21 protein-coding genes are annotated in these 20,764 nt (G+C 72.1%); 3 read left to right on the plus strand and 18 right to left on the minus strand.

Features of this window, described 5'->3' with window-relative positions:
- Nucleotides 1-69: 69 nt before the first annotated feature.
- The 13 genes from metK to pyrR all read right to left on the minus strand — a co-directional run bounded on the left by metK (nucleotide 70) and on the right by pyrR (nucleotide 14,575).
- Entirely contained in the window at nucleotides 70-1,278 is a 1,209-nt protein-coding gene (metK, locus tag ACFVYI_RS38960) for a methionine adenosyltransferase (protein ID WP_387894407.1), read from the minus strand.
- A 150-nt stretch (nucleotides 1,279-1,428) separates the two neighbouring features.
- Nucleotides 1,429-2,664, minus strand: coding sequence for a bifunctional phosphopantothenoylcysteine decarboxylase/phosphopantothenate--cysteine ligase CoaBC (gene coaBC, locus ACFVYI_RS38965; RefSeq protein WP_387894408.1), 1,236 nt, complete (start codon nucleotides 2,662-2,664; stop codon nucleotides 1,429-1,431).
- A gap of 198 nt (nucleotides 2,665-2,862) precedes the next feature.
- Nucleotides 2,863-3,129 carry a DNA-directed RNA polymerase subunit omega gene (gene rpoZ / locus ACFVYI_RS38970; protein ID WP_030240625.1) on the minus strand — a complete coding sequence of 89 codons (267 nt, stop codon included), beginning with the start codon at nucleotides 3,127-3,129 and terminating at the stop codon, nucleotides 2,863-2,865.
- A gap of 36 nt (nucleotides 3,130-3,165) precedes the next feature.
- Nucleotides 3,166-3,723 carry a guanylate kinase gene (gmk, locus tag ACFVYI_RS38975; protein WP_387894410.1) on the minus strand — a complete coding sequence of 186 codons (558 nt, stop codon included), beginning with the start codon at nucleotides 3,721-3,723 and terminating at the stop codon, nucleotides 3,166-3,168.
- Nucleotides 3,724-3,772: 49 nt separating this feature from the next.
- Nucleotides 3,773-4,099 (minus strand): integration host factor, actinobacterial type, encoded by a 327-nt coding sequence (gene mihF, locus ACFVYI_RS38980; RefSeq protein WP_030056187.1) that lies wholly within the window; start codon nucleotides 4,097-4,099, stop codon nucleotides 3,773-3,775.
- 374 nt (nucleotides 4,100-4,473) lie between these two features.
- Nucleotides 4,474-5,307 (minus strand): orotidine-5'-phosphate decarboxylase, encoded by an 834-nt coding sequence (pyrF, locus tag ACFVYI_RS38985; RefSeq protein WP_387894411.1) that lies wholly within the window; start codon nucleotides 5,305-5,307, stop codon nucleotides 4,474-4,476.
- Nucleotides 5,308-5,344: 37 nt separating this feature from the next.
- The gene (locus tag ACFVYI_RS38990) at nucleotides 5,345-6,445 is read right to left on the minus strand and encodes a quinone-dependent dihydroorotate dehydrogenase (RefSeq protein WP_387894412.1); all 1,101 of its coding nucleotides are present in this window, start codon (nucleotides 6,443-6,445) and stop codon (nucleotides 5,345-5,347) included.
- A 141-nt stretch (nucleotides 6,446-6,586) separates the two neighbouring features.
- Entirely contained in the window at nucleotides 6,587-9,898 is a 3,312-nt protein-coding gene (carB, locus tag ACFVYI_RS38995) for a carbamoyl-phosphate synthase large subunit (protein WP_387894414.1), read from the minus strand.
- Entirely contained in the window at nucleotides 9,891-11,081 is a 1,191-nt protein-coding gene (gene carA / locus ACFVYI_RS39000) for a glutamine-hydrolyzing carbamoyl-phosphate synthase small subunit (protein ID WP_387894416.1), read from the minus strand. Before carA ends, carB begins: the two co-directional genes overlap by 8 nt.
- The gene (locus ACFVYI_RS39005) at nucleotides 11,078-11,644 is read right to left on the minus strand and encodes a hypothetical protein (protein WP_387894417.1); all 567 of its coding nucleotides are present in this window, start codon (nucleotides 11,642-11,644) and stop codon (nucleotides 11,078-11,080) included. The genes carA and ACFVYI_RS39005 overlap by 4 nt, the downstream gene beginning before the upstream one ends.
- The gene (locus tag ACFVYI_RS39010) at nucleotides 11,641-12,945 is read right to left on the minus strand and encodes a dihydroorotase (RefSeq protein WP_360641073.1); all 1,305 of its coding nucleotides are present in this window, start codon (nucleotides 12,943-12,945) and stop codon (nucleotides 11,641-11,643) included. The genes ACFVYI_RS39005 and ACFVYI_RS39010 overlap by 4 nt, the downstream gene beginning before the upstream one ends.
- Complete coding sequence (locus ACFVYI_RS39015) at nucleotides 12,942-13,922, minus strand: aspartate carbamoyltransferase catalytic subunit (protein WP_387894418.1); 981 nt, start codon at nucleotides 13,920-13,922, stop codon at nucleotides 12,942-12,944. Before ACFVYI_RS39015 ends, ACFVYI_RS39010 begins: the two co-directional genes overlap by 4 nt.
- A 5-nt stretch (nucleotides 13,923-13,927) precedes the next feature.
- Entirely contained in the window at nucleotides 13,928-14,575 is a 648-nt protein-coding gene (pyrR, locus tag ACFVYI_RS39020; protein ID WP_387894419.1) for a bifunctional pyr operon transcriptional regulator/uracil phosphoribosyltransferase PyrR, read from the minus strand.
- Between the two features lie 328 nt (nucleotides 14,576-14,903).
- On the opposite strand from pyrR, the gene ACFVYI_RS39025 reads away from it, so the two are divergent.
- Nucleotides 14,904-15,407 (plus strand): transcriptional regulator, encoded by a 504-nt coding sequence (locus tag ACFVYI_RS39025; protein ID WP_031072501.1) that lies wholly within the window; start codon nucleotides 14,904-14,906, stop codon nucleotides 15,405-15,407.
- A 136-nt stretch (nucleotides 15,408-15,543) separates the two neighbouring features.
- Here the strand turns inward: ACFVYI_RS39025 and ACFVYI_RS39030 are convergent, their stop codons facing one another.
- The 5 genes from ACFVYI_RS39030 to ACFVYI_RS39050 form a co-directional block, all read right to left on the minus strand.
- A complete protein-coding gene (locus tag ACFVYI_RS39030) occupies nucleotides 15,544-16,485 on the minus strand; it encodes a hypothetical protein (RefSeq protein WP_387894420.1) in 942 nt (313 codons plus the stop codon).
- Nucleotides 16,486-16,669: 184 nt separating this feature from the next.
- Complete coding sequence (locus ACFVYI_RS39035; RefSeq protein ID WP_387894421.1) at nucleotides 16,670-17,497, minus strand: thioesterase family protein; 828 nt, start codon at nucleotides 17,495-17,497, stop codon at nucleotides 16,670-16,672.
- 158 nt (nucleotides 17,498-17,655) lie between these two features.
- Nucleotides 17,656-18,093, minus strand: a complete 438-nt coding sequence (gene nusB, locus ACFVYI_RS39040) for a transcription antitermination factor NusB (RefSeq protein ID WP_329486782.1) — start codon at nucleotides 18,091-18,093, stop codon at nucleotides 17,656-17,658.
- A 4-nt stretch (nucleotides 18,094-18,097) separates the two neighbouring features.
- Nucleotides 18,098-18,661, minus strand: coding sequence for an elongation factor P (gene efp, locus ACFVYI_RS39045; protein ID WP_329486783.1), 564 nt, complete (start codon nucleotides 18,659-18,661; stop codon nucleotides 18,098-18,100).
- Nucleotides 18,662-18,744: 83 nt separating this feature from the next.
- Nucleotides 18,745-19,851 carry a M24 family metallopeptidase gene (locus ACFVYI_RS39050; protein WP_387894424.1) on the minus strand — a complete coding sequence of 369 codons (1,107 nt, stop codon included), beginning with the start codon at nucleotides 19,849-19,851 and terminating at the stop codon, nucleotides 18,745-18,747.
- A 316-nt stretch (nucleotides 19,852-20,167) separates the two neighbouring features.
- Here ACFVYI_RS39050 and rpmG point away from each other — a divergent pair, with 316 nt between their 5' ends.
- A complete protein-coding gene (gene rpmG, locus ACFVYI_RS39055; RefSeq protein WP_387894426.1) occupies nucleotides 20,168-20,332 on the plus strand; it encodes a 50S ribosomal protein L33 in 165 nt (54 codons plus the stop codon).
- 52 nt (nucleotides 20,333-20,384) lie between these two features.
- The gene (locus ACFVYI_RS39060) at nucleotides 20,385-20,636 is read left to right on the plus strand and encodes a type B 50S ribosomal protein L31 (protein WP_387894427.1); all 252 of its coding nucleotides are present in this window, start codon (nucleotides 20,385-20,387) and stop codon (nucleotides 20,634-20,636) included.
- The last annotated feature ends 128 nt before the right edge of the window (nucleotides 20,637-20,764 follow it).

Consider the following 20,764-nt stretch of genomic DNA (forward strand, 5'->3'; position numbering starts at 1 on the left):
GCGGGGGCCGGCCCCCGGGGGGGGGGCCCCCCCCCCGCCTGCGGTCCGATCACATCAGCCGACCGCAGGTCAGTCCTGCACGGCCTTCTTCAGCTGCTCGACCCGGTCCGTCCGCTCCCAGGTGAAGTCCGGCAGCTCACGGCCGAAGTGGCCGTACGCGGCGGTCTGCGAGTAGATCGGGCGGAGCAGGTCCAGGTCGCGGATGATCGCGGCCGGGCGGAGGTCGAACACCTCGGTGACGGCCTTCTGGATGGCGAGCACCGGCACGGTCTCCGTGCCGAAGGTCTCCACGAAGAGGCCGACCGGCTCGGCCTTGCCGATCGCGTACGCGACCTGCACCTCGGCGCGGCTGGCGAGGCCGGCGGCGACGATGTTCTTCGCCACCCAGCGCATCGCGTAGGCGGCCGAGCGGTCCACCTTGGACGGGTCCTTGCCGGAGAAGGCACCGCCACCGTGGCGGGCGAAGCCGCCGTAGGTGTCGATGATGATCTTGCGGCCGGTGAGGCCGGCGTCGCCCATCGGGCCGCCGATCTCGAAGCGCCCGGTCGGGTTGACCAGCAGGCGGTAGCCGTCGGTGACGAGCTTGATGCCCTGCTCGGCCAGCGCCTTGAGCTCCGGCTCCACGACGAACTCGCGGATGTCCGGGGTGAGCAGCGAGTCGAGGTCGATGTCGCTCGCGTGCTGCGAGGAGACGACCACCGTGTCGAGGCGGACGGCCTTGTCGCCGTCGTACTCGATGGTGACCTGGGTCTTGCCGTCGGGGCGCAGGTACGGGATGGTCCCGTTCTTGCGGACCTCGGAGAGGCGACGCGACAGGCGGTGCGCCAGGGTGATCGGCAGCGGCATGAGCTCGGGCGTCTCGTCGGACGCGTAGCCGAACATCAGGCCCTGGTCACCGGCGCCCTGCTTGTCCAGGTCGTCCTCGTCACCCTCCACCCGGGCCTCGTACGCCGTGTCGACACCCTGTGCGATGTCGGGCGACTGGGCACCGATGGACACCGACACGCCGCAGGAGGCGCCGTCGAAGCCCTTCTTGGAGCTGTCGTAGCCGATCTCCAGGATCTTGTCCCGGACGAGCTGCGCGATCGGCGCGTAAGCCTTGGTGGTCACCTCGCCGGCCACGTGCACCTGGCCGGTGGTGATGAGCGTCTCCACGGCGACCCGGGACGTCGGGTCCTCTCGGAGGAGAGCGTCAAGGATGGTGTCGCTGATCTGGTCAGCGATCTTGTCGGGGTGTCCCTCGGTCACGGATTCCGAGGTGAACAGGCGGCGAGACACAGCGCTCCCTGGGGTTGCAGCGGCTGCTGACTGAAGGCCCCCGGCGAACCGGGGACATCCGGAAAGACTTGATTCCTGGAGTGTAACGGTCAGCTACCGGCTATCGGGACTCGATTCCGGAAAAGGAGACCGGATGCTCGCTCCTTGAGATCACTCCGCGACCGGTTGCCACCGCTTCACGACCAGGTCCCACACCACGTCGGCGAGCGCCTCCTTGGGCCCCACCGGCACCGCCGTCTCACTGCCGTCCGAGCCCAGCACCACGGCCTCGTTGACGTCCGCACCGAACGCCTTGCCGTTGCCGACCTCGTTCACCACCAGCAGGTCACAGCCCTTGCGGGCGAGCTTGGCGCGACCGTTCGCGAGCACGTCGTCGGTCTCCGCCGCGAAACCCACCACCAGTTGACCCGAACGGGGGCGGTGCGCGGAGAGCTCGGCCAGGATGTCCGGATTGCGGACCAGCGCGACCGGGGCCGGCTCGACCCCGTCCACCTTCTTGATCTTGCCGCCGGCGTACTCGGCCGGCCGGAAGTCGGCCACCGCGGCGGCCATCACCACCACGTCGGCGTCGGCCGCCGCCTTGATCGCGGCCTCCCGCAGCTCCAGCGCGGTCGAGACGTGCACCACGTCCACCCCGGCCGGGTCGGGCAGCTCCGCGTTGGCCGAGAGCAGCGTCACCCGGGCGCCGCGCGCGGCGGCGGTGGCGGCGAGCGCGTAGCCCTGCTTCCCGGAGGAGCGGTTGCCGAGGTAGCGCACCGGGTCCAGCGGCTCACGGGTGCCGCCGGCCGAGACCACCACGTGCCGGCCGGCCAGATCGGCGACGGCGGTGCCCCGGCGCAGCAGCGCCCGGCAGGCGTCGAAGATCGCGGAGGGCTCGGGCAGCCGCCCCTTGCCGGTGTCCTTGCCGGTCAGCCGTCCGACGGCGGGCTCCAGCACGACGACGCCCCGGCGGCGCAGCGTGGCCACGTTCTCCCGGGTCGCCGGGTGCTCCCACATCTCGGTGTGCATCGCGGGCGCCAGGACGACCGGGCAGCGCGCGGTGAGCAGGGTGTTGGTGAGCAGGTCGTCGGCCAGCCCGTGGGCCGCCTTCGCCATCAGGTCCGCGGTCGCGGGGGCGACCACGACGAGGTCGGCGCTCTGCCCGATCCGCACGTGCGGCACCTCGTGGACCCGTTCCCAGGTCTCGGTGGCGGCCGGCCGGCCGGAGAGCGCGGCCCAGGTGGCCTCGCCGACGAAGTGCAGCGCGGCCTCGGTGGGCACCACGGTGACCTGGTGGCCGGATTCGGTGAACCGCCGCAGCACCTCGCACGCCTTGTAGGCGGCGATGCCGCCGCTGACGCCGAGGACGACGCGGGGGGCGTCGGCCCGGTCCGTGCTCGCGCTCATGCTTCCCACTCTCTCCTCGCTCGGGACGTGCTCACCCTACGACCCCCCGCCGGCCGGCGGGACGGTGCACCCCGTCCCACCTCCCCCGCCGGCGGACACCGGCCGAGCAGGGGCGCACGGCCGCAGGAACGCCGAAGGGCCCGCCGGAACGAATCCGGCGGGCCCTTCGACAGTTCGACAGAACGAGAGGGGGCCGACTCAGGCCGCCTCGATCGCCTCCGCGGTGAGCATGCCGGCGTTGATCTCGCGCAGCGCGATCGACAGCGGCTTCTCGTGCACGTGGGTGTCGACCAGCGGGCCGACGTACTCCAGCAGGCCCTCACCGAGCTGCGAGTAGTACGCGTTGATCTGGCGCGCGCGCTTGGCGGCGTAGATCACGAGGCTGTACTTGGAGTCGGTGGCCTCAAGCAGCTCATCGATCGGCGGGTTGATGATGCCCTCGGGCGCGGTCATGGAAGAGGACACGCGAAAACCTTCCGAAAGGTGGAAAAGACAGACAGGTCAGGCTACACCGAGCAAGGCTAGCAGTTCGGCCGCTACCTGCTCGACCGAGGTGTTGACAAGACTCGTGTCGAACTCCGGCTCGGCGGCCAGCTCGACCTTGGCCGCGTCCAGCCGCTTCTCGATCACGTCCTGCGGCTCGGTGCCCCGGCCGGTGAGCCGGCGCACCAGCTCGTCCCAGCTCGGCGGAGCCAAGAAGACCAGCTGCGCCTCGGGCATCGACTCGCGCACCTGACGGGCGCCCTGCAGGTCGATCTCCAGCAGGACCGGCACGCCGGCTTCCAGCTTCTCCAGCACGGCCTGGCGCGGGGTGCCGTAGCGGTTGCCCGCGAACACCGCCCACTCCAGCAACTCGCCGTTGGCGATCAGCTTGTCGAACTCGTCGTTGTCGACGAAGTGGTACTGGACCCCGTGCTGCTCGCCCGGCCTCGGATGGCGGGTCGTCGCCGACACCGAGAGCCAGACCTCGGGGTGCTGCTTCCTCATATGAGCGACGACCGTGCTCTTGCCGACCCCCGAGGGGCCGGAGAGCACGGTCAGCCGCGGACGCTCACTCATGCACCGATTATCCCGGATCGCGGACGCTCCCGGGACCACGGGGGCACGGTCAGGCGGCACCGCCGCCGAACTCCCGCTCCAGGGAGGCGATCTGGTTCGTGCCGAGGCCACGGACACGACGACTCTCGCTGATGCCGAGGCGCTCCATGATCTGCTTGGCGCGGACCTTGCCCACGCCCGGGAGGGACTCCAGCAGTGCGGAGACCTTCATCTTGCCGATCACGTCGTTGTCGGCCTTGCCGGCCTTGATCACCTCGTGCAGGGAGGCGCCGGAGTGCTTGAGCCGGTTCTTGACCTCGGCGCGCTCCCGGCGAGCCTCGGCGGCCTTGGCGAGCGCGGCGGTGCGCTGTTCAGGGGTAAGGGGCGGAAGAGCCACGCCGTTCACCTCAGGGTGTGGAAGGAAGGGATTGAGCTATGACTGGTTTGGTTCCCAGGACACCGGCCGCAGGGGAACCTCACGGCTCTGACCTGCGAGAGCAACGGGAATCGCCGCTCTTCGATGACCTATCGCCGGACACTACCCGGATTGCGGCGCCACGTCAGGAAAAGAACACGAAAAGTCCTGGTCAGCCAAGGCCGACCAGGACTTTCCCGGGCAAAATGACCGCGATTGCGGACCTTTGGCACCACCGATGTGACGGCGCTCACGTCAAGTCGTGAGGCCCCGCGCCACCCCGTCACGCCATCGCAGCACATCACGCCACCTCCCGGGCGGCCGTTCCGTGCCCTCCGACGGCGTTCCGGCGCCCGCTACTTCACCGCGTCCGCGTACTCCTGGACGAAGCGCTCCGCCGCCTCCCGCAGGGCCGGCAGCGACGGGCCGTGCCGCAGGACGTCCCGGCTGACGCTCGGCACCACGTTGCGCACCGAGGCGCCGAACACCCGCGGCAGGTCCGCCATCGTGGCGCCCTGGGCGCCGATCCCCGGGGCCAGCAGCGGGCCGTTGATCGCCAGGTCAACGCCGGCGTCGGCCAGCGTCGCACCGACCACCGCGCCGAAGGAGCCGAGCGGCTCGGCGCCGGCGTTCTCGGCCGCCAGCTGCCGCAGCACGGAGGCCGCCACCGACTCGCCGTCCGCGCCGGTCGCGCGCTGCACCTCGGCGCCCTCCGGGTTGGAGGTGAGCGCCAGCGCGAACACCCCCGCGCCGCTCGCCGCCGCCAGGTCGAGCGCCGGGCGCAGCGAACCGAAGCCCAGGTAGGGGCTGACGGTGACGGCGTCCGAGAAGAGCGGGCTGCCCGGTGCGAGGAAGGCCTCGGCGTAGGCGGCCATGGTGGAGCCGATGTCGCCGCGCTTGGCGTCCATCAGGACCAGCGCGCCGGCCGCGCGGGCCTCCTCGACGGACTTCTCCAGCACCGCGACGCCCTTGGAGCCGAAGCGCTCGAAGAAGGCGGCCTGGGGCTTGAGCACGGCGACCCGGTCGGCCAGGGCCTCGACCACGGTGCGGCTGAAGGTCTCCAGGCCCGCCACGGAGTCCTCCAGCCCCCAGGCGGCGAGCAGGGCGGCGTGCGGGTCGATGCCGACGCAGAGCTGGCCGCGGGTGTCGAGGGCGTGGCGCAGGCGGGCACCGAAGGGGGCGAGGGTCATGACGTCCTTCCAGGGCGTACGGCGTGGGTGAGGGGGTTCAGGAGGCCTTGGCGCTGCCGACGGCGGCCGCCAGGTTGCGGAAGCCGCCGGCCCGGACGCGGGCGGAGAGGCCCCTGTGGATGCGCCGGCACCAGAACGGGCCCTGGTAGATGAAGGCGCTGTAGCCCTGGACCAGGTCGGCGCCGTGGACGATGCGCTGCCAGGCGTCCTCGGCGGTCTCGATGCCGCCGACCGAGACCAGGGTCAGCCGGCCCTCGGTGCGGGCGCGCAGGCGCTGCAGCACCTCCAGCGCACGGGCCTTGAGCGGGGCGCCGGAGAGGCCGCCCATGCCGATCTCCTCGATCCGGGCGGCGCTCTCGCGCAGGCCCTCGCGGCCGATCGTGGTGTTGGTGGCGATGATGCCGTCCAGGCCCAGCTCCAGGGCGAGGTCGGCGACCGCGTCGACGTCCTCGTCGGCCAGGTCGGGGGCGATCTTGACCAGCAGCGGCACGTGGTGCGCGGTGGAGCGGTCGGCGGCCTCCCGGACGGCGGCGAGCAGCGGGCCGAGGTGCGAGACGGCCTGGAGGTTGCGCAGCCCCGGGGTGTTCGGGGAGCTGACGTTGACCACCAGGTAGTCGGCGTACTTGGCGAGCCGCTCGGTGGACTTCACGTAGTCGGCGATCGCGTCGGCCTCCTCGACCACCTTGGTCTTGCCGATGTTGATGCCGACGACCGGGGTGGAGCTGGTGTGCGGGCGCTGGGCGAGGCGGGCGGCGACCCGGGCCGAGCCCTGGTTGTTGAAGCCCATCCGGTTGATCAGCGCGCGGTCCTCGACCAGGCGGAACAGCCGCGGGGCCGGGTTGCCGGGCTGCGGCTCACCGGTGACGGTGCCGATCTCGACGTAGTCGAAGCCGAGCATCGACAGACCGTCGATGCCGACGCCGTTCTTGTCGAAGCCGGCCGCCAGGCCGAACGGCCCGGGCAGGTCGAGGCCGAGCGCGGTGGTGCGCAGCGCGCGGTCCCGCGGCGCGAGCACCCACCGCACCAGGCTGCGCAGCCCGGGCACCGAGGAGGCCAGCCGAACCCAGAAGAAGGCCAGGTGGTGCGCCTTCTCGGGGTCCATCTTCTTGAAGACGTGGTCGAACAGGAGCTTGTACAAAACGGGCCTCCAGAGGGGGCGGGGCGCAGCCCGTCGGCAGGGCGGTGGCGGGCCTGGGGGTCCCCCGGCCGAAGGCCGGGGTGGGGGTGGGCATGGCAGTGGGGGGCACCCGGCGGTTCGGTGCCCCCCACTGCGGTGGTGCTACTTCGCGCGGCCGGCGTTGATCAGCTGGGCGTGCTCCTGGAGCGACATCACCCCGACCTCGTCGCGCAGCAGCGCGTCGATGCCCTGGACGGCGGCGCCCATGGCCTGGACGGTGGTCAGGCAGGGCACGGCGCGCGCGACGGCGGCGGTGCGGATCTCGTAGCCGTCGAGGCGGCCACCGGTGCCGTACGGCGTGTTGATGATGAGGTCGACCTCACCGTCGTGGATCAGCTGGACGATGGTCCGCTCGCCGTTCGGGCCCTCGCCCTCGCTGTGCTTGCGCACCACGGTGGCGGGGATGCCGCCGCGCTGCAGCACCTCGGCGGTGCCGGCGGTGGCGAGGATCTCGAAGCCGAGGCCGACCAGCGCGCGGGCCGGGAAGACCAGGTTGCGCTTGTCGCGGTTGGCGACGGAGACGAAGACCTTGCCCTTGGTCGGCAGCGCGCCGTAGGCACCGGCCTGCGACTTGGCGTACGCCGTGCCGAAGACCTTGTCGATGCCCATGACCTCGCCGGTGGAGCGCATCTCCGGGCCGAGCACGGTGTCCACGCCGCGGCCGTAGATGTCGCGGAAGCGGCTCCACGGCATCACGGCCTCCTTGACGGAGATCGGGCAGTCGGCGGGCAGGGTGCCGCCGTCGCCCTCGGCCGGGAGCAGGCCCTCGGCGCGCAGCTCGGCGACGGTGGCGCCGAGCGAGATCCGGGCGGCGGCCTTGGCCAGCGGCACCGCCGTGGCCTTGGAGGTGAACGGCACGGTGCGGGAGGCGCGCGGGTTGGCCTCCAGCACGTACAGGATGTCGCCGGAGAGGGCGAACTGGATGTTGATCAGACCGCGGACGCCGACGCCGCGGGCGATCGCCTCGGTGGAGGCGCGCAGCCGCTTGATGTCGTAGCCGCCGAGGGTGATCGGGGGCAGCGCGCAGGCGGAGTCGCCGGAGTGGATGCCGGCCTCCTCGATGTGCTCCATGACGCCGCCGAGGTAGAGCTCGGTGCCGTCGTAGAGCGCGTCGACGTCGATCTCCACCGCGTCGTCGAGGAAGCGGTCGATCAGCACCGGGTGCTCGGAGATCAGACCGGCGTGCCGCTCCAGGTAGGACGCGAGCGAGGCCTCGTCGTAGACGATCTCCATGCCGCGGCCGCCGAGCACGTAGGACGGGCGGGCCAGCACGGGGTAGCCGATCTCGTCGGCGATCGCCTTGGCCTCCTCGAAGGAGAAGGCGGTGCCGTGCTTGGGGGCGGGCAGGCCGGCGTCGCGCAGCACGCGGCCGAAGGCGCCGCGCTCCTCGGCGAGGTCGATCGCCTCGGGCTGGGTGCCGACGATCGGCACGCCGTTGTCCTTGAGCGCCTGGGCCAGGCCGAGCGGGGTCTGGCCGCCGAGCTGGACGATCACGCCGGCCAGCGGTCCGGCCTGCTGCTCGGCGTGGACGATCTCCAGCACGTCCTCCAGGGTGAGCGGCTCGAAGTAGAGCCGGTCGGAGGTGTCGTAGTCGGTGGAGACGGTCTCCGGGTTGCAGTTGACCATCACGGTCTCGTACCCGGCCTCGGCCAGCGCGAAGGAGGCGTGGACGCAGGAGTAGTCGAACTCGATGCCCTGGCCGATGCGGTTGGGGCCCGAGCCGAGGATGATCACCGCGGGCTTGGTGCGCGGGGCGACCTCGTTCTCCTCGTCGTAGGACGAGTAGAAGTACGGGGTCTTGGCGGCGAACTCGGCGGCGCAGGTGTCGACGGTCTTGAACACCGGGCGGATGCCGAGCGCGTGCCGGACCTCGCGGACCACGTCGGGCCGCAGGCCGCGGATCTCGCCGATCTGCTGGTCGGAGAAGCCGTGCCGCTTGGCGTGGCGCAGCAGCTCGGGGGTGAGCTCGCCGGCCTCGGTCAGCTCGGCGGCGATCTCGTCCAGCAGGAAGAGCTGGTCGACGAACCACGGGTCGATCTTGGTGGCCTCGAACACCTCCTCCTCGGTGGCGCCGGCCCGGATGGCCTCCATGACGGTGTTGATCCGGCCGTCGGTGGGCACCACGGCCTTCTCCAGCAGCGCGGCCTTGTCGCCGACGGGGCCGGCCCAGGTGAACTGGGAGCCCTTCTTCTCCAGCGAGCGGAGCGCCTTGTTGAGCGCCTCGGGGAAGTTGCGGCCCATGGCCATGGCCTCGCCGACCGACTTCATGGTGGTGGTCAGCGTCGCGTCGGCGCTCGGGAACTTCTCGAACGCGAACCGCGGGACCTTCACCACGACGTAGTCGAGGGTCGGCTCGAACGACGCCGGCGTCTGCTCGGTGATGTCGTTGGGGATCTCGTCCAGGGTGTAGCCGACGGCGAGCTTCGCCGCGATCTTGGCGATCGGGAAGCCGGTCGCCTTCGAGGCCAGCGCCGAGGAGCGCGAGACGCGCGGGTTCATCTCGATGACGATGACCCGGCCGTCCACGGGGTCGACCGCGAACTGGATGTTGCAGCCGCCGGTGTCGACGCCGACCTCGCGGATGACGGCGATGCCGATGTCGCGCAGGATCTGGTACTCGCGGTCGGTCAGCGTCATCGCCGGGGCGACGGTGATCGAGTCACCGGTGTGCACGCCCATCGGGTCGAAGTTCTCGATGGAGCAGACGACCACGACGTTGTCGTTCTTGTCGCGCATCAGCTCCAGCTCGTACTCCTTCCAGCCGAGGATGGACTCCTCCAGGAGCACCTCGGTGGTCGGCGACAGGGTCAGGCCCTGGCCGGCGATGCGCCGCAGCTCGTCCTCGTCGTGGGCGAAGCCGGAGCCGGCGCCGCCCATGGTGAAGGAGGGCCGGACCACGACCGGGTAGCCGCCGAGCGTGTCGACGCCGGCCAGCACCTCGTCCATGGTGTGGCAGATCACCGAGCGGGCGGACTCGCCGTGGCCGATCTTGGCGTTGACGGCCTCGACGACGCCCTTGAAGAGCTCGCGGTCCTCGCCCTTGTGGATCGAGTCGACCTTGGCGCCGATGAGCTCCACGTTGTACTTGGCGAGCACGCCGTTGGCGTCCAGCGAGATCGCCGTGTTGAGCGCGGTCTGCCCGCCGAGGGTCGGCAGCAGGGCGTCGGGGCGCTCCTTGGCGATGATCTTCTCGACGAACTCCGGGGTGATCGGCTCGACGTAGGTGGCGTCGGCGATCTCCGGGTCGGTCATGATCGTGGCCGGGTTGGAGTTGACCAGGATGACCCGCAGGCCCTCGGCCTTGAGCACCCGGCAGGCCTGCGTGCCCGAGTAGTCGAACTCGGCGGCCTGACCGATCACGATCGGGCCGGACCCGATGACCAGGACGGACTTGATGTCGGTGCGCTTAGGCACGCTGGCCCTCCATGAGCTCAACACTGTGCTTGTCGTCGCCCCGCATGAGCGCGACGAACCGGTCGAAGAGGTAGGCCGCGTCGTGCGGGCCGGCTGCCGCTTCGGGGTGGTACTGCACGCTGAAGGCGGGCACGTCCAGCGCCTGGAGACCCTCGACCACGTCGTCGTTGAGGCAGACGTGGGAGACCTCGACCCGGCCGAAGGGCGTGTCGCTCACCTTGTCCAGCGGTGCGTTCACGGCGAAGCCGTGGTTGTGCGCGGTGACCTCGACCTTGCCGGTGGTGCGGTCCTGCACCGGCTGGTTGATGCCGCGGTGGCCGTACTTGAGCTTGTAGGTGCCGAAGCCCAGCGCGCGGCCGAGGATCTGGTTGCCGAAGCAGATCCCGAAGAACGGGGTCTTGCGCTCCAGCACGCCCTGCGCCACGGCGACCTGGTGGTCGGCGGTGGCCGGGTCGCCCGGTCCGTTGGAGAAGAAGACGCCGTCGGGGTTGACGGCGTAGATGTCCTCCAGCGTGGAGTTCGCCGGCAGCACGTGCACCTCGATGCCGCGCTCGGCCATCCGCTGCGGGGTCATCGCCTTGATGCCGAGGTCCAGCGCGGCCACGGTGTACTTCTTCTCGCCGACGGCGGGCACCACGTACGCCTCGGTGGTGGCGACCTCGGGGCAGAGGTCGGCGCCCTTCATCTCGGGCGACTGCTGCACCTTGGCGAGCAGGGCGGCGTCGTCCGCCAGCGCCGGGCCGGAGAAGATGCCGCAGCGCATCGCGCCGCGCTCGCGCAGGTGGCGGGTGAGGGCGCGGGTGTCGATGCCGCTGATGCCGACGACGCCCTGGTTGACGAGCTCCTCGTCGAGCGAGCGGCGCGAGCGCCAGTTGGACGCGACGCGGGCGGGGTCGCGCACGATGAAGCCCGCGACCCAGATCCGGCGGGACTCGTCGTCCTCGTCGTTCCAGCCGGTGTTGCCGATCTGCGGGGCGGTCATCGCGACCACCTGGCGGTGGTAGGACGGGTCGGTCAGGGTCTCCTGGTAGCCGGACATGCCGGTGTTGAAGACGGCCTCGCCGAAGGTCTCGCCGATCGCGCCGTAGGCCTGGCCGCGGAAGGTCCGGCCGTCCTCCAGGACGAGCACGGCGGGGACGCGGTCCCGCCGTTGGCGCTGCGTGGTGGGGGCAGGTGCGGTCATTGAGCGGCCTCTTCCGTCTTCGTCTGCGTACGTGTTGCAAGGTGAGCGATCGCCTCGACCCAGGCGGCGTGCTCGTCGGGGTGGTCGGCCCGGAAGCCGGAGTCCAGCGCGGTGCCCTCGTGCGTCCAGGTGACGACGAGCAGTCCGGACGGCACGACCTTGCCGGCGATCCCGGAGTCCGTCCGGGCACCGGTCAGGTGCTCGGCCGGGATCCAGAAGTCGACGTCGCCGGGGCGCTGCACCAGCAGGCCGTCCGCGCCGAGGGTCAGGTCGGCGCGGCTGCGGGTGCCCAGGCCGTGCGCGACGACCCGGTCCAGCCAGTTCCCGGCGGTGGTGGTGCCGTGGTACCGGCCGCTGGTCTCCAGGATGGTCCGGCCGGCGCGGGCCGGCACGGCGGGCAGCGGCGGGATGCCGGACTGCAGGGTGCGCCGCCAGTTCCAGCCCTGGCGCATCAGCCAGTAGATCAGCCCGATCACCAGCAGCAGGCCGACGGCCCAGCCGATGTACGCGGGCCAGTCGGTGACCTTGGCCTTCTCCTGGGCGAGCAGGGCGAAGGTGCTCACGCGAGCCCGCCCTGCTCGACCAGCTCGCCGGCCAGCACGGTGGCGGTGCCGCGCAGGAAGGTCGCGTGCACCCGTCCGGGCAGGTCCAGACCGCGGTAGGGGGTGTTACGGCTGCGGGTGGCGAAGCTGTCGGGATTCACGGCACCACGGTACGCGGGATCGAACAGCACCAGGTTCGCCGGCTCACCGACCGAGACGGGTCGCCCGTGGCCGCCGAGACGGCCGATCCGGGCCGGGCGGTGCGACATCCGGTCGGCGACGCCCTCCCAGTTCAGCAGGCCGGTGTCGACCATGGTCTGCTGCACCACGGAGAGCGCGGTCTCCAGGCCGACCATGCCCATCGCGGCCACGGCCCACTCGCAGTCCTTGTCCTCGGACGGGTGCGGCGCGTGGTCGGTCGCGACGGCGTCGATGGTGCCGTCCGCGAGCGCCTTGCGCAGCGCCTGGACGTCGGCCGCGGTGCGCAGCGGCGGGTTCACCTTGTACACCGGGTCGTAGGAGCGGACCAGCTCGTCGGTGAGCAGCAGGTGGTGCGGGGTGACCTCGGCGGTGACGTTCCAGCCCTTGGCCTTGGCCCAGCGGATGATCTCCACCGAGCCGGCCGTCGAGACGTGGCAGACGTGCAGGCGCGAGCCGACGTGCGCGGCGAGCAGCACGTCACGGGCGATGATCGCCTCCTCGGCGACGGCCGGCCAGCCGCCGAGCCCGAGCTCGCCGGAGACCTGGCCCTCGTTCATCTGGGCGCCCTCGGTGAGCCGCGGCTCCTGGGCGTGCTGGGCGACGACCCCGTCGAAGGCCTTCACGTACTCCAGCGCCCTGCGCATGATCACCGCGTCGTCCACGCACTTGCCGTCGTCGGAGAAGACCCGCACCTCGGCGGCCGAGTCGTGCATCGCGCCCAGCTCGGCGAGCTTCTTGCCCTCCAGGCCGACGGTGACGGCGCCGACCGGCCGCACGTCGCAGTAGCCGGACTCCTGGCCGAGGCGCCAGACCTGCTCGACCACACCGGCGGTGTCCGCCACGGGGAAGGTGTTGGCCATCGCGTGCACGGCGGTGAAGCCGCCCATCGCGGCGGCCTGGGTGCCGGTGAGCACCGTCTCGGCGTCCTCGCGGCCGGGCTCGCGCAGGTGGGTGTGCAGGTCGACCAGGCCGGGCAGGACGATCAGGCCGGTGGCGTCGATCTCGATGTCCGCCTCGACCGCGAGGGCGGTGCCGATCTCCTTGACCACGCCGTCGGCGAGGTGGAGGTCCTGCGGGGCGCCGCCGAGGATCTGGGCGTTGCGGATCAGGTAGGTGGTCACTGAGCGGTCTCCACGGAGTCGGTGCGGGGGGCGGCGTCGGCGAGCGTGGCGCCGCCGAGCAGCAGGTACAGGACGGCCATCCGGACGGAGACGCCGTTGGCGACCTGCTCGACCACGGTGCAGCGCGGCGAGTCGGCGACCTCGGCGGTGATCTCCATGCCGCGGACCATCGGGCCCGGGTGCATCACGATGGCGTGCTCGGGCAGCTGCGCCATCCGGTTGCCGTCCAGGCCGTAGCGGCGGCTGTACTCGCGCTCGGTCGGGAAGAAGGCGGCGTTCATCCGCTCGCGCTGCACCCGGAGCATCATCAGCGCGTCGGTCTTGGGGAGCACGCTCTCCAGGTCGTAGCTGACCTCGCAGGGCCAGTTGTCGATGCCGATCGGCAGCAGCGTCGGCGGGGCCACGAAGGTGACCTGGGCGCCGAGGGTGGTGAGCAGGTGGACGTTGGAGCGGGCCACCCGGCTGTGCAGGACGTCGCCGACGATGGTCACCCGCCGACCGGCGAGGTCGCGGCCGAGGCCCGCGTTGAGGTGGCGGCGCATGGTGAAGGCGTCGAGCAGCGCCTGGGTGGGGTGCTCGTGGGTGCCGTCACCGGCGTTGATGACGCTGCCGTGCAGCCAGTCGGACTGGGCGAGCCGGGCCGGCGCGCCGGAGGCGTGGTGCCGGATGACGACCGCGTCGGCGCCCATGGCCTGCAGGGTGAGCGCGGTGTCCTTGAGGCTCTCGCCCTTGGAGACCGAGGAGCCCTTGGCGGAGAAGTTGATGACGTCGGCGGAGAGCCGCTTCTCGGCGACCTCGAAGGAGGTCTTGGTCCGGGTGGAGTCCTCGAAGAAGAGGTTGACGACGGTTCGACCACGGAGCGTAGGCAGCTTCTTGACGGCCCGTCCGGAGAGCTGGGCCAGCTCCTCGGCGGTGTCCAGGATCAGCAGCGCGTCGTCGCGGGTGAGATCGGCGGCGGAGACGAGGTGGCGCTTCACGCGGGTTACTCCGGGAGGTGCGGTTCGGACGGCCGGGAGGCCAGGGCCTGCGAGCTGCGCTCACTGCGCGGGGGCCGCGACGCGGCCGTGGTGTCGCGGTCGCCGACCAGGACGGCGTCCACGCCGTCGCTGTCGGCGAGGCGGACCTGTACGGCCTCGCGCAGCGAGGTCGGCAGGTTCTTGCCCACGTAGTCGGCGCGGATCGGCAGCTCGCGGTGGCCGCGGTCGACCAGGACGGCGAGCTGGACGGCGCGCGGGCGGCCGATGTCGCTGAGCGCGTCGAGCGCGGCCCGGATGGTGCGGCCCGAGAAGAGCACGTCGTCGACGAGGATGACGAGCCTGCCGTCGATGCCGTCGGCCGGGATCTCGGTGTGCTCCAGGGCGCGGGCGGGCTTCAGCCGCAGGTCGTCCCGGTACATGGTGATGTCCAGCGTCCCGAACGGGATCTCCCGGCCGGTGATCTGGGCCAGCCGGTCGCGCAGGCGGCGGGCGAGGTGCACGCCCCTGGTGTGGATGCCGAGCAGCACGACGTCCTCCGCGCCCTTGGCGCGCTCGACGATCTCGTGCGCTATCCGGGTGATCACCCGGGCGATGTCCGTGCCGTCCAGCACCTGGTGCGGCGGGCGCGGCGTCGGTTCGTGATGTGTGGTCATGCCGAAGCGGACCTCCTTCCCCGCCTCACTGGACGGGCCTTAAAGGATGTCTGGGACGCCCCCGCCGACGCGGCGCGGGCTCCGGTCATCGTACCAGCGTGGCCGAGGGCAAACAGGCGTCCATGATTCCGCTTCACCGGGTTAACGTCCTCGACGCATCGCCGATGCGGGCCATTCGCACGACTGCCCCATTCGGCTTGACGCAGCTACCTCACTCTACGTAACCTCACAGTGAGTTACGAGACTGACGTCGAACCCACCGGTAACGGCGTCGACAATCGCCCGTGACCCACCACTGAACGCGAAGCAATCTCGTCCGGGGAGATCAATGTCCAGCGACTACGCGAAGCAACTCGGAGGCAAACTCCGAGCGATCCGCACTCAGCAGGGGCTCTCCCTGCACGGTGTCGAGGAGAAGTCCCAGGGGCGCTGGAAGGCAGTCGTCGTCGGCTCGTACGAGCGCGGTGACCGTGCGGTCACCGTGCAGCGGCTGGCCGAGCTGGCGGAGTTCTACGGCGTCCCGGTGCAGGAGCTGCTGCCCGGCGGTACGCCCGGTGGTGCGGCCGAGCCGCCGCCGCGCCTCGTGCTGGACCTGGAGAGACTGACCCAGGTCCCCTCCGAGAAGGCCGGGCCGCTGCAGCGCTACGCCGCGACCATCCAGAGCCAGCGCGGTGACTACAACGGCAAGGTGCTCTCGATCCGCCAGGACGACCTGCGCACCCTGGCCGTGATCTACGACCAGTCGCCGTCGATCCTGACCGAGCAGCTGATCTCCTGGGGCGTACTCAACCCCGACGCGCGCCGTGCGGTGCGCGAGGAGGAGGCGAGCTGAGGCTCGCCCACACCGGCTCCCGTCAGCAGGACCGGGCGGGGCCCAGCAGAAACGTCACGGCGCGGCACCCCGAACCGGGGGCCGCGCCGTCGCGCGTGGAACCGCCGGCGCCGGGCCGAGGGCTGCGCAGGGCGGTTCAGCGGACCGTGCCCAGGCTGTAGCCGGGCTCCGCCGCAACGCCGTCCAGCCGCACCTGCGCCGCGGTCGGTGCCCAGTCCTGCCCGCCGCTGGCCCAGGCCCACGCCGCCCGGCGGAAGCACTGGTCGGCGGCGCCGTCGCGGGGCTCACCGGCGCCCGCACCGCCGGCGCCGGCCGCCGCCGAACCCCGCGTGCCGTGCAGCACCGCCAGCGCCGGCAGCTCCCGGGCCAGGCCCGCGCAGAGCACCGCGCAGATCAGCTCCAGGTCCTCGTCGTTGACCCGCACCACCCCGTCCTCCCACTGGAGCACCCGGGCGGTGGCCGTCAGCCGGCCGCCGGGGGCGTCCACCGCGAGGCGCAGCTCGTACACCCCGCTGCCGGCGCCGACCAGCATCCGCCGGAACACCTCGGCGCCGCGCTGGTAGGCCTCCCGCACCGCGCGGCCGTGCTCCTCGTAGAGCCCGCCGTCCAGCAGCAGGTCCGCGTGGCGCAGCGTCAGCCCGTTCTCCCGGGCCCGGACCAGCCGGGGCACGAAGTCCCCGGTCAGCTCCTCGCCCTGGTAGGCGAGGAGCTGGGTCTGCAACGGCGGATTGACCAGGTAGCGGTCGCGGGCGCCCGGTTCGGCCGGGTCGAGGCCGTGCAGCAGGCAGAACTCCTCGAAGTCCTGCGGGTGGAACATCCGGGCCCGGACGGTGTCGAAGCCGCGCCGGGCCTCGTCGAGCAGCTCGGCGGTGTCCCGCAGGTAGCTCTCGTAGTCCGGGGCGTCGGACAGGCGCCAGGCACCGGCGCGCTCGAAGTCGGCCGCGCTGGTCAGGACACCGATGACGAAGGCCTGTTCGGCGCTGTCCGCCCGGCGCCGCTCGTGCCGCGACCGCGTGCGCGGGCGGGGGCCGGCGGCGGTGCAGTCGGGGGTGCGGCGGGCGCGGCCGTTGCGGCTCATCGGAGGCTCCTGGGGCGGTGGCGGTCGGCGGCGGGGGTGCCGTCGACCGTTGTCCTCCCCAGCCCCGCGTGTCGCACACGTACGGCGTGTCACAGGAATGTAACCGACCGTGAGGCGGGCGTGTCGCGCCCGCCGTACCGCCCGACCGCCGCCCTGACGGGCCGGGCCCGTCAGGGCGCGCCGGTCACGCCGGGCGCGGGACCCGGGCGAGCTGGCGGGACTGTGCGACGAGGCGGCCGGACTCGTCCCAGACCTCGGCGTCCTCCTCGAAGTAGCCGCCGGCCACGTTGCGGGTGGCGTGGGTGACGCGCAGCCAGCCCGGCACGGGCTTCGCCCGCAGGTGGACGGTCAGCTCGATGGTCGGGGCCCAGCCCGGCATGCCGAGGTCGAAGGTGACCGGCGGCAGCGCGTCGGCGACCAGCAGGAGCAGCAGCGGGTCGGGCTCGCGGCCGTCGGCGAGCCGGAACCAGCCCTGGATCCGGCCGTCGCCGGAGGGCTGCCCGAGCGCCCAGCCGATGGTGGCCGGGTCGAGCCGCAGGTCGAACCGCTCCAGCAGGGCGGCCTGCGCGATCAGTTCCTTGGGGGCGTGCTCGACGCCGATGCACTGGTCCGGCGGCGGCAGCTGCGGCGGCCGCGCGGTGGTGCGCACGTCGCCGCCGGCGTCGGCGAGGTCGCCGTGGGTGGCGACCACGCGCAGCCGCTCCACGCCGTCCTGGCTGAGCGAGGCGGTACCGGTGGAGAGCGAGCGGCCGGTGCGGAGCACCTCGGTGCGGACGGTGGCCGGGCCGGGGTGGGAGGCGGAGAGGTAGTACCCGCTGATCGAGACCGGGTCGGCGTGGTCCCCGTGCTCCAGGGAGAGGGCGTGGCCCGCCATGGCGAGCAGCAGCCCGCCGTTGACGCCGCCGCCGATCTGCCAGCCGGCGCCCAGGTCGCCGTCGTAGCGGCCCGGTTCGGCCGGGTGCCGAGTGAGGGCGATGCCCTGGTCGAACTCGCTGCGGATCGCCGTGGTCATGGGGGGTGGCCTGCCCTTCGCTGCGGGGTCGCCGGCGAGCGGGGTCACCGGCGCACCAGGTTACTGGCGAGTAGGACCCCAACATACCGCCCCCGGCCCGAACGCACGACGGCCGCCGGACCCCTGACGGGATCCGGCGGCCGTACGTCGGAGTGCTGCTACCGGCGGATGCTCGGCTTGAGCTCCAGGAAGCGGGCGAGCAGGCCGTTGACGAAGGCCGGGGAGTCGTCCGTGGAGAACTCCTTGGCGATCTCGACGGCCTCGTCCAGGACGACCGCGTCCGGGACGCCGTCCTCCCAGATCAGCTCGTACGCACCGAGCCGCAGGACGTTGCGGTCCACGATCGGCATCCGGTCGAGCGTCCAGCCCACCGCGTACTCGGAGATGAGGTCGTCGATCCGGCGGGCGTGCTGGACGTACCCCTCGATCAGCTCCATGGTGTACTCACCGACCTGCGGGGTGCCCTCGTCCGGCTTGGGCTCCCGGGCACGGGCCACCCAGTCGGCGAGGACCCGCTGCGGGTCGACCCCGCGGTGGTCGGCCTCGAAGAGGATCTGGAAGGCTCGCGTACGGGCCTTGCTGCGTGCGGCCGACACGGACTTACTTCACCCGGCCGAGGTAGCTGCCGTCGCGGGTGTCGACCTTGATCTTCTCACCGGTCACGATGAACAGCGGGACGGCGATCTCGGCGCCGGTCTCCAGGGTGGCCGGCTTGGAGCCACCGGTGGAGCGGTCGCCCTGGACGCCCGGCTCGGTGTGGGAGATGGTCAGCTCGACCGAGGCCGGGAGCTCGATGTACAGGGGGGCACCCTCGTACATGGCGACCAGGGCCTCGAAGCCCTCCAGCAGGTACTTCGCGGCGTCGCCGACGACGGCGGGCTCGATCGTGGTCTGGTCGTACGTGTCCGTGTCCATGAACACGAAGTTCTCGCCGTCCTTGTACGAGAACTGCATGCCACGCTTGTCGACGTTGGCGGTCTCGACCTTGGTGCCGGCGTTGAAGGTCTTGTCGACGACCTTGCCCGTCAGGACCTCCTTGAGCTTGGTGCGCACGAAGGCCGGGCCCTTGCCGGGCTTGACGTGCTGGAACTCGACGACGGACCAGAGCTTGCCGCCCTCCAGCTTGAGAACCATGCCGTTCTTGAGATCGTTCGTGGAAGCCACGGGCGCACTTACTCCTGGATATAGCTGTCAAGGAACCAAGGGGTGCGTCCTGCCGCCTGCGGCCGCCTCCGGGCAGCCGCGGGTCACAGGGCGAGGAGCTCCTTGGTGGTGATGGTGAGCAGCTCGGGCCCGCCCTCTTCGAGGGGGCGCACCACGAGCGTGTCCTCGATCCGGACACCGCCCCTGCCCGGGAGGTGAACCCCCGGACCGACGGTGACCGGCACGCGGCTGTCCAGTTTACCCATGTCCGACGGCCCGAGGCGCGGGGCCTCCCGGATCTCCAGCCCGATGCCGTGCCCGACGGGGTGCGGCGAGCTCTCGGTGTGCCCCGCCGCGTGGAGGATCTCCCGGGCGGCCTGGTCGGGCACGTACTGCTCGACGCCCGGGCCGAGCGCCTCCCGCCCGGCCCGCTGGGCCCGGAACACCAGCCGGTGCAGCTCGACCTGCCAGGGCGCGGGGGCCGCGCCGATCACGAAGGTCCGGGCGGTGGAGACGCCGTACCCGCGGTACTGGGCGCCGAGGACGACGGTGAGGAAGTCGCCCTCCTCCACCCGCCGGTCGGTGGGCTGGTGGGCCTGCTGGCCGGAGTGGCTGCCGGTGCCGACCGAGACCGGGAAGGCCGCCCGGTCCGCACCGTGGTCGATCATCCGGCGCTCCAGCTCCATCGCCAGGTGCCGCTCGGTGCGGCCGACCAGGATCGACTCCAGCAGTTCGCCGAGCGCCTGGTCGGCGATCTCGGCCGCGATCCGCAGGTCGGCGATCTCGTGCTCGTCCTTGACCACCCGCAGCCGTTCGACCGCCCGGCCGAGGTCGGCCAGCCGGACGCCCTCCGCCAGACCCGCCACCGCCCGGTGCCGGGTGACGGTCAGGTCGTGCTCCTCCACCGCCAGGTCGGCCACCCGCAGCCGGGCCGCGGCCGCGGCGGCCGCCAGCGCGGTGTCCGCCCCCGCCGCCACCGGTACCCGGGTGACGTCGTCGGCGATCAGGTGCTCACCGGTGTCGTCCGGCGGCAGGTCGTCCGGCAGCGCCAGCAGCGCCCGCTCCCGGGTGAGCAGCAACGTCGCGCCGCACGGCGGGCACCCGGTCAGGTACCGCACGTTCGCCGCCCGGGTGATCAGCGCCGCATCGGCCCCGGTCGCACTGCAATGCTCCCTCAGACGCTCCCGCCGGCCCGCGTACGCATCAGACATGCGTCGAGCCTACGGAGCCGCACCACGATCCGCCCGCCGAGCGGATCCGACCGGGCACCGGGCGGGCGGGGCCCGGGCGGACGCCACCGCCGGTCCGGCGGTGGCGGGCGGACGATCGGAGCCGGCGGTGCATCGCGAGCCCCGGCGCGTGCGCGGTCGCGCACGGCCGACGGCGTGCGGCCGGCTCCGAGGCACCCCGGGAATGGACCGGGTGGCGACCGTGTTGGGATGACACGAAAACGACTTCCATTTCGGTGAACGGTTTCGACCGGGCACCGGGCCGGCCCCCAGGGCCGCCCATTCCGAAGGAGGATCCATGGCCCGCAGCGAACTGCGCCCCGTCGTCAAGCTGAGGTCCACGGCCGGGACGGGCTTCACGTACGTGACCCGCAAGAACCGCCGCACCGACCCGGACCGGCTGGTGCTGCGCAAGTACGACCCGGCCGCGCGCAGGCACGTCGACTTCCGCGAGGAGCGCTGACCCCGGCGCCGCACCGAGCCCCATCCCGCCCGACCCGAGAGGAGCCCCGCCCATGAAGCCCGGCATCCACCCCGCCTACCGCCCGGTCGTCTTCCGCGACAAGATCGGCGGCCTGACCTTCCGGACCCGCTCGACCCTCACCGCGGACCGGACGACCGCGTGGGAGGACGGCGCCACCTACCCGGTGGTCGACGTCGAGATCTCCTCGGCGAGCCACCCCTTCTACACCGGTCAGTCCCGCGTCATGGACACCGCCGGCCGCGTCGAGCGCTTCCACCAGCGCTACGGCACGCGGCACGGCTGAACCCCGCGCACACGCGGAAGCGGGGGCCCCCCCCCCCGGGGGGGGGGGGGCCCCCCCCGGGGCGCGCCCCGGGGGGACCCCGCACAATGACCACAACGCGCCCGAACGACCAAGGGGGCGACACCCGC

The sequence above is a fragment of the Kitasatospora sp. NPDC058218 genome (assembly GCF_042882445.1).
Classification (GTDB): Bacteria; Actinomycetota; Actinomycetes; order Streptomycetales; family Streptomycetaceae; genus Kitasatospora.